The 13,226-nt window shown below is 52.3% G+C and carries 12 protein-coding genes; 7 read left to right on the top strand and 5 right to left on the bottom strand.

Annotated elements, in window-relative coordinates:
* Positions 1 to 787: 787 nt before the first annotated feature.
* The gene (locus AACZ40_RS05095) at positions 788 to 1,312 is read left to right on the top strand and encodes an SMI1/KNR4 family protein (RefSeq protein ID WP_291177651.1); all 525 of its coding nucleotides are present in this window, start codon (positions 788 to 790) and stop codon (positions 1,310 to 1,312) included.
* A gap of 259 nt (positions 1,313 to 1,571) precedes the next feature.
* Here AACZ40_RS05095 and AACZ40_RS05090 read toward each other — a convergent pair whose 3' ends face one another.
* The gene (locus tag AACZ40_RS05090) at positions 1,572 to 2,402 is read right to left on the bottom strand and encodes a haloacid dehalogenase type II (RefSeq protein WP_291177654.1); all 831 of its coding nucleotides are present in this window, start codon (positions 2,400 to 2,402) and stop codon (positions 1,572 to 1,574) included.
* 425 nt (positions 2,403 to 2,827) lie between these two features.
* On the opposite strand from AACZ40_RS05090, the gene AACZ40_RS05085 reads away from it, so the two are divergent.
* A complete protein-coding gene (locus AACZ40_RS05085) occupies positions 2,828 to 3,745 on the top strand; it encodes a DUF1559 domain-containing protein (protein ID WP_291177657.1) in 918 nt (305 codons plus the stop codon).
* Between the two features lie 154 nt (positions 3,746 to 3,899).
* On the opposite strand, the gene AACZ40_RS05080 is transcribed toward AACZ40_RS05085, so the two are convergent.
* The 3 genes from AACZ40_RS05080 to AACZ40_RS05070 all read right to left on the bottom strand — a co-directional run bounded on the left by AACZ40_RS05080 (position 3,900) and on the right by AACZ40_RS05070 (position 6,037).
* Positions 3,900 to 4,343 carry a carboxypeptidase-like regulatory domain-containing protein gene (locus tag AACZ40_RS05080; protein WP_291177660.1) on the bottom strand — a complete coding sequence of 148 codons (444 nt, stop codon included), beginning with the start codon at positions 4,341 to 4,343 and terminating at the stop codon, positions 3,900 to 3,902.
* Positions 4,344 to 4,531: 188 nt separating this feature from the next.
* Positions 4,532 to 5,479 carry an alpha/beta hydrolase gene (locus AACZ40_RS05075; protein ID WP_291177663.1) on the bottom strand — a complete coding sequence of 316 codons (948 nt, stop codon included), beginning with the start codon at positions 5,477 to 5,479 and terminating at the stop codon, positions 4,532 to 4,534.
* A gap of 138 nt (positions 5,480 to 5,617) precedes the next feature.
* Positions 5,618 to 6,037 (bottom strand): MarR family transcriptional regulator, encoded by a 420-nt coding sequence (locus tag AACZ40_RS05070; protein WP_291177666.1) that lies wholly within the window; start codon positions 6,035 to 6,037, stop codon positions 5,618 to 5,620.
* A gap of 484 nt (positions 6,038 to 6,521) precedes the next feature.
* Here AACZ40_RS05070 and AACZ40_RS05065 point away from each other — a divergent pair, with 484 nt between their 5' ends.
* From AACZ40_RS05065 to AACZ40_RS05050, 4 genes are all read left to right on the top strand, one after another.
* Positions 6,522 to 7,502 carry a DUF1559 domain-containing protein gene (locus AACZ40_RS05065; protein WP_291177668.1) on the top strand — a complete coding sequence of 327 codons (981 nt, stop codon included), beginning with the start codon at positions 6,522 to 6,524 and terminating at the stop codon, positions 7,500 to 7,502.
* Between the two features lie 103 nt (positions 7,503 to 7,605).
* Positions 7,606 to 8,034 carry a hypothetical protein gene (locus tag AACZ40_RS05060; RefSeq protein WP_291177671.1) on the top strand — a complete coding sequence of 143 codons (429 nt, stop codon included), beginning with the start codon at positions 7,606 to 7,608 and terminating at the stop codon, positions 8,032 to 8,034.
* A gap of 408 nt (positions 8,035 to 8,442) precedes the next feature.
* Positions 8,443 to 9,345 (top strand): DUF1559 domain-containing protein, encoded by a 903-nt coding sequence (locus AACZ40_RS05055; protein ID WP_291177674.1) that lies wholly within the window; start codon positions 8,443 to 8,445, stop codon positions 9,343 to 9,345.
* 273 nt (positions 9,346 to 9,618) lie between these two features.
* The gene (locus AACZ40_RS05050) at positions 9,619 to 10,065 is read left to right on the top strand and encodes a hypothetical protein (RefSeq protein WP_291177678.1); all 447 of its coding nucleotides are present in this window, start codon (positions 9,619 to 9,621) and stop codon (positions 10,063 to 10,065) included.
* Positions 10,066 to 10,159: 94 nt separating this feature from the next.
* Here the strand turns inward: AACZ40_RS05050 and AACZ40_RS05045 are convergent, their stop codons facing one another.
* Positions 10,160 to 10,735 (bottom strand): DUF456 domain-containing protein, encoded by a 576-nt coding sequence (locus tag AACZ40_RS05045; RefSeq protein ID WP_291177681.1) that lies wholly within the window; start codon positions 10,733 to 10,735, stop codon positions 10,160 to 10,162.
* Positions 10,736 to 11,163: 428 nt separating this feature from the next.
* Between AACZ40_RS05045 and AACZ40_RS05040 the strand changes: the two genes are divergently transcribed.
* Entirely contained in the window at positions 11,164 to 13,089 is a 1,926-nt protein-coding gene (locus AACZ40_RS05040) for a vWA domain-containing protein (RefSeq protein WP_291177684.1), read from the top strand.
* Positions 13,090 to 13,226 lie beyond the last annotated feature (137 nt).

Below are 13,226 nucleotides of genomic sequence, written 5' to 3'. Positions count from 1 at the left end.
AGTAAAGTAGGGGCGGACCCATGTGTCCGCCCGCCTGGCGAGTATCGATTTAGAAAACACAATGAATGGAATCAGTTAAAACATTCCAACATGGTTTTTCTACCACGAAAGAAAAAGGGTAAGCCCGGATGCAATCCGGGCCGAGCGCAGCGAGCAGGAGGTCACAGTTACCGCGTACAATCCGGAACCAAAGTTTCCACACCCATTCGACACGGCCGGACAAACCGGTCCGCGGCACACGGACGTCGAATACTGTTGGGTATATTCCAATAACTGAGGAGGTTACCGGGTGGCATGGTGCTGGTACAAACCTGGAGAAACCTTCCAAAGCGGCTAGCCCCGAATGCAATTCGGGGTTGTCGCAGACAACAGGAAACTGTCAGGGCAAGCATTCAGACCAGGGAAACGTTGCAGGCCCCAGTAAAGTAGGGGCGGACCCATGTGTCCGCCCGCCTGGCGAGATTCGAACGAGAAAACGCAATGAATGGAATCAGTTAAAGCATTCCAACATGTTTTTTCTACCACGAAAAACACAAAAAACCTGTGACAGGCAACGGTTCTCCGGGTGGTCTCGGATGCAATCCGAGATTGCCGCAGGCAACAGGAGGTTTCAGAGAAATGAGACGAAGTCTGATCGACTGCCCTCACCAGAACCGACTGCAGGGGCCACCCTGCTTAGTGGCCCGCCGCGAAAAGAACAAAGTGACTTGCCGCTCTGATTGGGGCCTGATTACAATCTTCAAATGTCACCATCCGTATCAAGTCAGAAGAGCAGAGGAACCCCCACATGGCACTCGGCGAACTGTTAAAAATTGTCACACCCCCGGACAAACCTAAAGAGGTTCCCGCCAAACCCAACTGGGCCGCCATCGAAAAGAAACTCGGCCTGCAACTGCCCGATGATTACAAACGCTACGTCACAAAGTTCGGCAGTGGTCTACTGGGGAGTTTTGTGCGTATCTACAATCCCTTTTCCAAAGACGAATACCTGGCTTTGCAAAAATGCGTAATCAGTGTCTGCGAAATCCACCAAATGCGATCTGATAAATTTCCTTACGAGTGCTACCCTGAAAACCCAGGCTTATTACCTTGGGGCAATGATGACAACGGCAACAGCCTTTTCTGGTTAACCCGGGGTGCCCGCAACAAGTGGCCTGTCGTAGTCTGTTCCGGTCGTGACAGTCGTTCTCAACTCTTCGAAATGGGCATGACGTCCTTCCTGGCCCGTACTTTTACCGGCGAAGTGAAATGCAAAATCTGGCCGAAACCGTTCGCGGTCAAGTCGCGACGGATTCAGTTTCAACCATACTGAGCCGTGGCTTCGTACCGGGTAGCCCCGGATGCAATTCGGGGTTGTCGCAGACAACAGGAAACCGTCAGGGCAAGCATTCAGCTCAGGAAAACAATCCCGACCCCATCAAAGTAGGGTGCGGACCCATGTGTCCGCCCGCCTGGCGAAAGTCGAACGAGAAAACGCGATGAATGGAGTCAGTTAAAACATTCCAACATGATTTTTCTACCACGAAAAGCACGAAACCACACAAATTGATTCTGCTTTTGAGATTTCTGGCTTACGAACAACATTCCCCGCCCAGTTGCAGCAGCTGTGCTGCCACCTGTTGCAGGTCGGGCTGGTTGATTTCGGGTTGTCTGGCGAGGGGATAAAGTTGGGCACCGGGGCGGGCGACGAAGGCGCCGCGCCAGCCGGCCCAGAGGGCGCCGGCGATGTCCCAGCCGTGGGCGGCGATCAGCATGCAGTCTTCCGGAGGCACGTTCATTTTGCGCGACGCCCATTTGTAAACGTGGCTGTGCGGTTTGAACATCTGCACGTCTTCCACGCTCAAACGGTCTTCGAACAGATCCGTCAGACCGGCGTTTTTCATTTGCGCATCGACGCCTGCCTGCGACGAATTGGTCAGCGTCACCATGCGGTAACCCGCTTCTTTTAACTGTTCGAGGGCCGGCCTCACATCGGGGTGGGCCGGCAGGGAGCGGATCGGTGCGAGCGCCTGCTTTGCAGCGTCATCCGATAAATCCATGCCCTGATTGCGGGCCACCATCTGCAGCGTGGCAGCGCCGATCACGCCGAAATCCTCGTAGTGATCGCCGACGGTTGCCACCAGGGAATGCTGCAGCATCGTCGTGAACCATAGCGGCAACAAATCGGGGCGACCTCCCAACGCTGCCGCGACACTCTGTTTCATCGCGTCCAGATCGAGCAGTGTTTCGTTGACATCAAAGAACAGACATTTCGGACGTGTGGAGACTGAGGGCATAGCAGGTTCCTCTGCAGAAAGCGTTGCGGGCAACAGACCAGCGGCAATGCCGGCAGTGGCGGTGAGAAAATTCCGTCGACTGGAAGTCGCATTGCGGGCACTGTCAGGTTCCGGAGCAGACGTCATTCTGAAATCCTATGGAGAAATGACGAAATGAATTGAACTGAGAGTACAGTCTTAATCGTCTGCAGTCAGTATGACAGGATTAAATCTCAGCTACCAGATCGATTGTGACCTGGGAAGCAGAATACGCAATGGGAAATCGACAGGATCACTGGCTGAAACTGTTCGCAGTCAGTCACAGCGGGTGCCGAGTCAACCATTTTTAGGGGGCCCACTGCCTCAAATCTACCGCGACTTTTGCAGGATTCTTAAGATATTGTTACGTGTCTTTCTGAATACAGGTCATACAAAGCCAACTTGCTTTTCGCCGCGATTACATATACGATATATTGGATATGAGGTTGCTGAGAGTCCCACCTGATTTTCCTGCCTTCCATGTTTTCGTAATTTTTCCCATCCGTATTACTCCACTTAAATGGAACCGTGATATGAGTCTATCTGCACTCTCCGTCCGCAAACGAGGTTTCACCCTGATCGAACTGCTGGTCGTAATTGCGATCATCGCTATTCTGATCGCCCTCCTGCTGCCCGCCGTCCAGCAGGCACGCGAAGCGGCTCGCCGCAGCCAGTGCAAAAACAATCTGAAGCAGATTGGTCTGGCACTGCACAACTACCACGAAACACACCGCGTTTTCCCTCCCGGCTTTATCAATGAAAACAGCTGGCTGTGCAATACGTTTATACTTCCCTTCCTGGATCAGGCGCCGCTCTATAATAAATTGAGCCCCAATGGTCCCATGGATCTGACCAATACGACTGTGCTCGCCGATGTTCGGACCGTGCTGCCCGCGTACCTCTGCCCCTCCAGCGCCGATCCGAATCCGAGTCAGAACGCGGATAACAGAGTAAGTGGTGTGGCCATTGGACTTTCCAATTACCTCGGATTCAACGGCAACGGCGACTATCGTTGTAATTCAACCGCGAAGCCGAACGGAATCTTTTATATGAATAGTGCAACCCGGATCCGGGATATTACCGATGGTGTTTCCAATACGTTTGCTTTCACGGAAAGAACGACCGTGAATGACAGCGCTGGCACGAATCATATTGGTTCGATCTGGGCCGGAGTGACTCCCTGTGCATCCACACCTAATAAATTCGAGAACATTCGCTTCGGTTTAGTGCAGGCACGAACGGGCTGGTCCATGATAAATGGTATCGGTTATCAATTTGGCCCCAGCAGTCTGCATGAGGGGGGAGTGCATGTTTTGATGGCGGATGGAGCCGTTCGCTTCGCCAGCGAAAACATGGACGCTTCCAATAACCCCAATCCTCCTACTGCCGCGATGAGCAATTACTTCAAACTGGCAGTAATCAATGATGGCCAGGTGATTGGTGAGTGGTAAAACAGGACCAGATCAACCTGACAGTGCTGACTGAAAGTCTAATAAAAAAGCTCCCTGCTGTTGATCGGCAGGGAGCTTTTTTAATGGATCTGTTGGATCTCTATCAATGAGTGAAAGCAAATTCCGGGGTGAGAACAAAGACCGGTTCGGCGGTTTATTCTTTATCCAGTTTAATCGGGAAATCGTTTTTTCCCGGTTTGACTTCAATGGTCAGCGTGGAACTGGCATTATATTTCTCGGGGATTGTTTCCTGTTGCTCGGTCGTGGAGCCATCGGCGTTTTCGATATACCGTTGTGTTGAGATGCGTACGGTATGTTTGCCGATCTTTGCGCCTTTCGTGTCTTTGTTGTAAGTCAGTTCGAAGCGACCTGCATTATCAGTGATGCCCGTCGACGGACGGCCGGTTTCAGGAGCGAAGGTGACAACCGCCCCCGGGACAGGTTCGCCGTCCAGAATTACCATGCCGATCACCTCGGCTGTGTCTGGCTGATCTTCCGGCGTGGGGGAGCAGCCAACCAGCAGTGGTAGCAGAAAAACAGCAGTGACGACGAACGGGCAAATCGTTTTTTGTACGGAGGGGGGACGAAATAAAGTCATATTAATCCTGGATTCAAAAAGAACGCTCACGATAAACTCAGCTGCATCGGTGTTGGCTCGATTCCCTGGGTATCGAAAATGCAGTCTTCTGAGAACAAAGTATATTCTCAGGAAACCGGAATCGAGTGTAAAGCCCCGGAGAAAATTGTTCTCGGTTTTCTGTCGTGAACAGACTGTCGATCAGGATTTTATTTCCCGGATGTTTGTTTTTTCAGGTTCTGATCGAAAAACTCAACAATCATTTTGTTGACTTTGGGGGCGTTGAATTCCGGGCCGCCATGACCGGCGTTTTCGACGATGTGCAGCTTCGCGGGTACCTTGTTTTTCTTGAGCGCCTTTTCCAGGATGATGCTCTGATGCACGGGGACCGCGGGATCTTTAGAACCGTGAATGATCAGGAAGGGGGGATCCTGTTGGTCAATGTAAGTGATCGGGTTGGCCCGCGCGACGCGGTCTTTGTGTTCCAGGATCGGGCCGCCGATCAACAGCGATTCGGGAGAGCGGGGGTCATTGTGTTTGAGTCGCGAACCGGGAATCGCGTGTTTGTCCATCTGCAGAAAGTCGGTCGGCCCCCACAGATCGCAGACCGCCTGCACGCTGCTGGACTGGTCGAGGTGTTTGCCCACGCTGCCTTCCAGGTCTTTGATCCCGCCGCTGGTGCCCAGTAACGCGGCCAGGTGTCCGCCCGCGGAAGAGCCGCCGACGCCGATGCGGGCAGCATTGTATCCATATTTTTTTGCATGTGCCCGCAACCAGCGGATGGCGGCTTTGCAGTCGTTGATCTGGGCCGGGAACTTCGCTTCGCCGCTGAGTCGATAATTGATGCTGGCACAGGCGTAGCCGGCGTCGGTCAGCAGGGGCACAAATTTGCCGCCTCGACCTTTATTGCCGCCCCGCCAGCCGCCGCCATGAATCCAGACGACCAGCGGCGGATTTTTCACATTGCGAGGCAGATACAGATCCAGCAGCTGGGACGAACCATCCACGTTCGCATATTCCACGTCGCGGTGTTCAATCAGGTTCCCTCTGAACTGAGGCGGGCTGTTCGGGCGGGGCGGTTGTGCAAAGCTCAATTCTCCCAGGCAGACAGTGAATGTCAGGCAGGCGATAACGGTTCGGAATGCAAGCGGGGTCATGCGGGTCTCCGGTAGTGGGCGGGCTGGTGTTATATCACGCATACGTACTATGTCGAATGGAACCCGGCTGGCCAGGGAAAGTTTCGCGATTTCTGCCACTTTATACAATCGATTGCGAACGAGGTGAGATTCATGGCGCTATTGCAGAGCCCGGGTGATTTCGTCCAGGCCGTTCAGCAGGGTCTGTCTTTTGCGGGGCGTCAGGGCTGCTTCCAGTGTCTGGTGAATCTGGCTGGAATGCCGGACCAGTTTTTTATGCAGCCGTTTTCCACTGGCGGTTAAGTAGACCCGCTGCGCCCGCCGATCGCGATCACTGGGCTGGCGGCGGATCACGTTCTTCTGTTCCAGCAGCTTCAGCATGGCACCGACGGTATTGGCATCGGATGACATACGTTCGCTGAGTTGGGTCTGAATGATGCCTTCCGCCTCGGCCAGCACAGACATCAGTACGTACTGGTCGACGGTTATGCCAAATTCAGCAAAGTGGGCCTGTGCCACGCGATGCATGGTCAGGTAAGCCCTTCTTAATCGCATCGGAATCGTATCATCCACGGTCATCCGCACTGGTCCTTCTCTGAGGGAACGCACTTCGTGTCAGGTAGGGAAGATTGCTGTCTGGCTCAGTTTGCAGATTCTTCTCCCAGAGTGCAACGCGACAGTGTGGCATCGTATCCTCATTTTCATTCCAGCTGAGTCGATGGTGTACTAAGTTGTTTGTGTGAAACGAATTACACGTGGTCGTCAATTGTAGCCTGCCTGCAGAGTTTTTTTTATTCGCTATTAAATAAACTATCTTAAATATATTGAGAGTCCCCCCAGCCACTGCTAATATGGGTCCCTGATTGCTGATTGTGAGTCCTGCCTCCAGTCCTGCCAAAAACTGATACCTCTGAAATTATCCTGCAAAAAATTGATTTGATCGGCCGCCGTTCAATTTCTGTCCGACCTGTTTTCTATTCGTAGAAGCAGGGGGGAAATCGAAACTCCCTCCGCGCTCTGATGGACGCGTTTTTGTTTCTTTTTTTATTTGCGAGAGATACTTATGAAAGTTTCAGGCACATCTCGGCGTGGATTCACGCTGATTGAATTACTGGTGGTGATTGCGATTATCGCGATTTTGATTGCTTTACTGTTGCCGGCTGTCCAGCAGGCACGCGAAGCGGCCCGCCGCTCTCAGTGCAAAAACAATCTCAAGCAGATTGGCCTGGCGATGCACAATTACCTGGACGCCTTCACGACCTTCCCGATTGGCGGATTGAAAAACAGTCGTGGTCCCAACTGGCGCGTGGGTCTGCTCCCTTATTTTGATCAGGCACCCGCGTATAACCAGGTCAGTTTCAATGCCAGTTTCTGGGCTCACTCGAGTCTGCAGCCCATCTTCAGAACCTTGCGGGTTCCCGGTTATGTCTGTCCCTCCAGTCCCCATGGATTTGTGAACGCGGATGTCCCGCTCTCCAACGACAGCATGATCCACGACTATGTCGGTATTACCGGTGCGGTTCCCAGCGCGACTTCCGGTGGCAGTACTGCTGACTGCACGGCGTCGAACATTGTCAGTGGGGGAACTTACTGTAACAACGGGATGCTGACCGTGTACTTCGCACGACGGATGCGGGATTGTACAGACGGTTCCAGCAATACGATCATTGTGGCCGAGCAGTCGGGCAATGTGGGTGGTGTGGAAAACAGCGCCAACCCGCTGGGTGGCTGGCATGGCTGGGTGAATAATTCGGGTGAGCAAATGGACGCCGGCACAACGCTGTCATCGCTGGGAAGTGTGAACGGCTACCTGGGAGGCATGACCACCGTTCGCCATCCTCCCAATGCTTACTGGCTTTCCGGGGCACCTTCCAGCGCGAGTTCCGAATACGAAGTTAATACCGTTCTGAACTCATTCCATGTGGGCGGTATTCATGCCCTGCTGACTGACGGCGCCGTCCGGTTCATCTCCGAAAACATCGATATGGATACACTGCGCCAGCTTTCCATGCGATCTGATGGCCAGGTCATCGGCGAATTTTAATTCTGCTTTTAACAGATTGACGCAGAAACTTCGCCGGGACCAGGACGAAGTTTCTGTGGCTCTGCTTCCACTGCATCCCCGGTTACTTGAGGAAAGACCTCTGATGAAATATCAGTCACTCCCATTAATATTGTCCCTGCTGCTCGGCTTCACCGTTCTCAGCGGCTGCAGTCATACCCCTGGTTCAGATAAGCCCCGCCGAGATGTTTCGATCACTGTGACTCTGGCTGGTGCCCCGGTGACCGCGGGCCTGGTCAATCTGGAAAATCCTCAGACCGGCGAAGGGGGCGGGGGATCACTGACTGAAGAAGGCGTTGTCACTATTCCGAATGTCGCACTGGGGACATATAATGTGACCATTCTGCCTCCCGAAATGGATCCCGTTCCGCCAGAGCCCGGCCAGGCCGCTGCACCGAAGAAAGCGTCTCCCGCGATTCCGGCCCGGTTTCGCGACAGCGAATCGAGTCCGCTTCAACTCGAAGTGACAGACGATTCCAGCGAGTTTTCCTTCGATTTGAAAGACGCCGGTTAGTCCGATTTTCCCCCATTATGCCAGCCATATATCGTTAAGATAGGTCTGCCAGGGGGGTTACTGCGCCTTTCTATCAGGACGTTCTGTCCAATAATGCTAGTGCCCGATAGTTTCCGTTCAATATCGGAAAGCAATATGTATCAATGAATTGCGATGTGTATGGCCGTCGCGAGTTCAATTATGTGGGACTAATTTCTCAATAAATAAAGATTGAAAATTAAGATTTGTTCATTAACATGGTATTATTAAATTAACATATCTGAATAAGTCAGACGAATTGTCGCGCCCGGCAGCTGTCTGCATTCTCATTGAGTTTGATTCGTGTTTCGATTTTTCGCCGTTCGGTATTACTGACGAAGCCCGAATTTTCATTTTTCATATCTGTTTTTTATTGATTGAGAGAGTCCCATGAATTTGAACACAGAGAAGCGACGTGGATTTACACTGATCGAACTTCTGGTGGTGATCGCAATTATTGCGATTCTGATTGCACTGTTGTTGCCGGCGGTTCAGCAGGCACGTGAAGCGGCCCGCCGTTCACAGTGCAAAAATAATCTGAAACAACTCGGTCTGGCATTTCATAATTATCACGATACCTTTCGTATGTTCCCCACGGGTTACTTTCGAGAGTCTCATTACAATATGGGCTGGGTCGCGCGCCTTCTGCCTTATCTTGATCAGGCGAATCGCTATGAGGCCATTGGTGAAATTAATCAGTCCCATCCCTGGCGCGGTGCCCCCGGCGCGCAACCGGAATTCACAACGCCTCTGACTGTAGTTCTCTGCCCTTCTTCTGAACTGGGGGATACGGCTCCGACACATTCCTCGGTTCCCTCCCAGGGAGGACTGCATTATCGAGGGAATGGAGGCTCGGTTGACGTTGGATTCGTAAGCGGCTCCAATTCCAGTCGGCATTACGTCACCTCCGGCGTGCTTTACCCTCGACACAAAACCCGCCTGAGTGATATCACTGATGGACCCTCCAATACCTTCCTGCTGGGAGAGCTTTCGTCCGCGCGGGGAGGCTGGGGGCCCAATACAGGCTGGGACGATATGCCTCCCTGGACCTGGGGTTCCTATTTTTATGGCGACAGCGACGGGTATTTAATGATTGATACTAAGGCGACCCAGTATCCCATTGGCTCCAGTACGCATTCGCAATATGGTGTCTCCTGGCGAAGTCAACATGTGGGCGGAGCGCATCTGTTGTTCTGTGACGGTCGTGTGCAGTTCCTCTCTGAAAGTACGAGCCTGGATCTGCTGAAAGGCCTGGCGACACGTGCGGGCGAAGAAGTGGTGGGCGAATACTAGATCGCATCACATTTAACCATAGCGTCTCTCAATCTAATATACTCGGTCCAAATGGCCCTGGAGACACTACAGTAAAACTGGACACAGTCTAAGTCGGACTTTCCCTGCTGTCACTCAAGTAAGCTCTCTCTCACTGCTCTGCTGAGCAGTGAGAGTTCATTTCACTAAATAATCTGTCACTCACGGTCCTGGAAACAACGGTTTGTGCGCCAGGGGCAGGCGGATATTTGTCTTTTTCAAGATCGTTCCCTTACAAAACAGGTATCACCAACGATGAAGATTTCATGTAGTCATTTTTTTAAACAGATCGCGGCATTCAGCGCTGTCCTGTCCGCACTCGTACTTGCCGGCTGTGGTGGTAACGCCACCGATCAGAAGCCCGTAGCAGAAGTCAAAGGCGTGGTCTCCTACGAGGGCAAACCTCTGGAGCGAGGGCAGATTATTTTCTTTCCCGAATTCGGTGCAAAAATTGGCCAGGGGCAGATTCAACCCGATGGCAGTTATGAACTCACGACCTACGAAGCAGGAGATGGCGCTTTGCTGGGCAAGCATCAAGTCGCCATCATTTCGGAACGCGATATGGAAGGCGTGCTTCCTGAAGATGCGGAAGCCGACCAGGTGCCCTCTCTCATCCCGACGAAATACAATCTGCAAAAAACTTCCGGGTTGACTGCAGAGGTGAAAGAAGGCGGTAACGAAATCAATTTTGATCTCGAATAAACAGACAGTTCCTGAACAATGAACTGGCTTAAGCGTGCTCTCTTTTTTCGGAAAGGGAGCACTTTTTTTATCGTCATCGCAAAATTATTTCGGGTTAAAACAGGGAGTCGATCGTGATCATCACCAGGATGACAACGCCGATCACCAGTTTCCCGACCACTCCCAGCAGGCGGCCCACAAACGCCGCGGTGCTGATGTGCATGCGGTTCACTTCCTGGTTGCCTTTCCAGACTTCTCCCAGGTAAGCGCCGGCAAATGCGCCCAGCGCGCCGCCAAAAATCGCACCGAAGATGGTTCCCAGGGGAGGCAGGAGAGGAGTCGCGACGGTTGCCCCGATCACGCTGGCGATAAAGGTTCCCAGCAATGCCAGAATCATCGCGCGGCGACTGGCTCCTTTTTTGGCAGCACCCGCCGAACTGCCCAGCGCTTCGACTACTTCGCCGAGCCCCGCCAGCGCGAGCGCAATGACCAGCACGGTGAGTGAGACGCCATGTTCGTCCCGGCCGGGCATGAACAGATAAAACAGGGCAGACAGAAAAACCATGATCCAGTTCCCGGGGACCAGAAACAGAATCGAAACCCACGCAGTCAGGTTCGCCAGAAACAGCAGCAGCACCATCAGGTAGTAAAACGTGAAAGGGAGCCAGTCTGTAAGCCACTCAAATGACATGTAGGGGAACCTGTAGTAGAAAATACACCTGGAGATCAGCGATGTCAGTTTATTGAATTCGCCCGGTATTGGTAATTGTTCTTCGTAAATCGTTGTGAAATATTGGAGAATGCAAAAACATGACGAATGTTAAGCTGTTTTTTGCGGTTAATAAATACAGGCACATCCCCGGAATTTTCATAAAATATGGTCAGGTGTATACTTTTTGTGGCGACTAAAACGGCCAATGATTGTATTTGTCGGATTTCAGGGGTAAAATCGTAGATTTGATGAACCATTGCAGGACGAAAATTCTTATAATCATCAATGTCGTCTGATGTATGAGGCTGGTTTTCCAGCCCGTGGTGTTCACTACGAATTTTGTTCGCTGTTTCTGCGCGAAATGGGGAGCAGTTAAAAGTATTTGTCTAATCCTAAAGGAGCAGGCCGTGAGTGTTGTCAATTCCGTCCGGGAAGTTCAAGTGGAAGAAATTGCAGACGTTGAACCTCACAACTGGTTGAACATAAAGGAAGCTCCCGCCTGGCTGATCAGTCTGGGAGTTCACCTCCTGTTCCTGTTCATGCTGGCCAGCTTTACGCGCATCACGCTGCTCGACTCGGAAAACGCGATCATCTCTTCGATTGAAGAGATCGATGACAACGTATTCAAGCTCGATCCAACTATTCAGGATGTGGTGGGAACCGCCGGTGACACCGCACTGATGACCCAGTCCATGGCTGCAGCGCCCCAGACATCCGTTGAACAGCAGAAGGCGATGCAGGATCAGCTGGAAAATGAAATTGAAGCCCCCGAGCCCATCATCGATGACCTGATGACGCAGCCCGCCAAAGAAGAGCTGATGGCTGCCGTTGAAGTGACTGGTGAAACCGACCGACCCGATGGTGGCGTCGCCGGTGCCATCGACCGCCTGACACTCGAAATTGCTGCCGCGGCCAAGGAAAAGAAACTACTGGTCGTCTGGCTGTTTGACGTCTCTCCCTCCGTCAGCAAACGTCGTAACGAAATTGCCGACCGGTTTGAAAATGTCTACAAGCAACTGGGAATCCTGGACGCCGTGGAAGATGAAAGCGCACTGAGAACCGCAGTCGCCGCCTTCGGTGCCACCACGCAGTTCATCACCAAGGATCCCGTCAGCGACGTCAAAGAAGTCGTCTCGCAGATCCGTTCGATCAAAGAAGACACATCGGGTGACGAGAATGTATTTTCCGCTGTCACGCAGGTCTCTAAACGCTGGCTCTCGTATAAAAAACAAGGCCGTCGCAATATGATGGTCATTGTGGTCACGGACGAAGCGGGCACCGATGCACAGGCCAATCTCGAAGATGCCATCATGCTTACCAAACGTAACGGCATTAAATGTTACGTCGTGGGCAACGCAGCCCCTTTCGGTCAGCGCGAAGTGATCATTCGTGATTTCGAAATTGAACCTGGCGTAAAGGTAGATGCTGTTTCTGAAACCGGTCCCGAAACCGTCGCTCCGGAACGCATTAAATTACCTTTCTGGGGACAGAACAGCTATGACGTTCGCGAAATTTCTTCCGGCTATGGTCCTTATGCGTTAACACGCCTGTGTGCGGAAACCAACGGCATCTATTTCATCACCGAAGAAACCAGTGGCCCCAAATTTGAACCAGCCGACATGCGGGCCTATCACCCCGACTACATTTCGATACGTGACTATTCGAATAAAATCGAAAAGAATATGGCCAAGAGAGCGCTGGTGATGGCGGCGACAGCCACCCGGACTTCCAAACGCAACCTGCCGACTCCCACACTCGAATTCCCGGCCAATACCGACAATGTATTACGGCAGGCAGTCACCGTAGCTCAGAAACCAGTTTCCGAACTCGACTACGGGCTCAATGAACTGCAGGTGATTCTGGAGCAGGGTTTGAAAGACCGTCCCAAGATCACCGAGCCCCGCTGGCGGGCCAACTACGATCTGGCCCTGGGACGCGTACTGGCAACGCGGGTGCGGGCCTATGGTTACAATACCATCCTCGCGGACATGAAGAGCAGTCCCAAAGTATTTGAGAAAAAAGAGAACAACGCCTGGCGACTGGTTCCTGCGGAAGATGTGCGTTCCAGTCCCTCCGTCAGAAAACTGGGGAAGCAGGCCCAGGAGATATTGAACGGCATTATCGATGAGCATCCGGGAACTCCCTGGGCGTTCCTGGCCGCCAAAGAGCTGGATCAGCCACTCGGCTGGGCGTGGAAGGAAATCAAGCTGAACCTGGATCCCGAAGGAAATCGTGTTCGCACACCAAACCCACGTTTTGAAGAAGAAGAGCGTAAGAGAAATGAGGCACTGAAAAAACGTGGTGCGACGGGCGGCAAACCACTCAAAATCTGATCTTGCAGAATTTCAATATCACTAACCATACAAACAGTTTAGCGACTGATCTGACTGGATTATTCAGAGCAGACGCGTATTATAGATTCATTTCCATTTTCAAAACCGGATCAGCAATATTTTCATATTTGTTGAGA

Source organism: uncultured Gimesia sp., from assembly GCF_963972345.1.
In the GTDB taxonomy this organism is placed as follows: domain Bacteria; phylum Planctomycetota; class Planctomycetia; order Planctomycetales; family Planctomycetaceae; genus Gimesia.
This window is presented reverse-complemented; position numbering and strand designations above follow the sequence as displayed.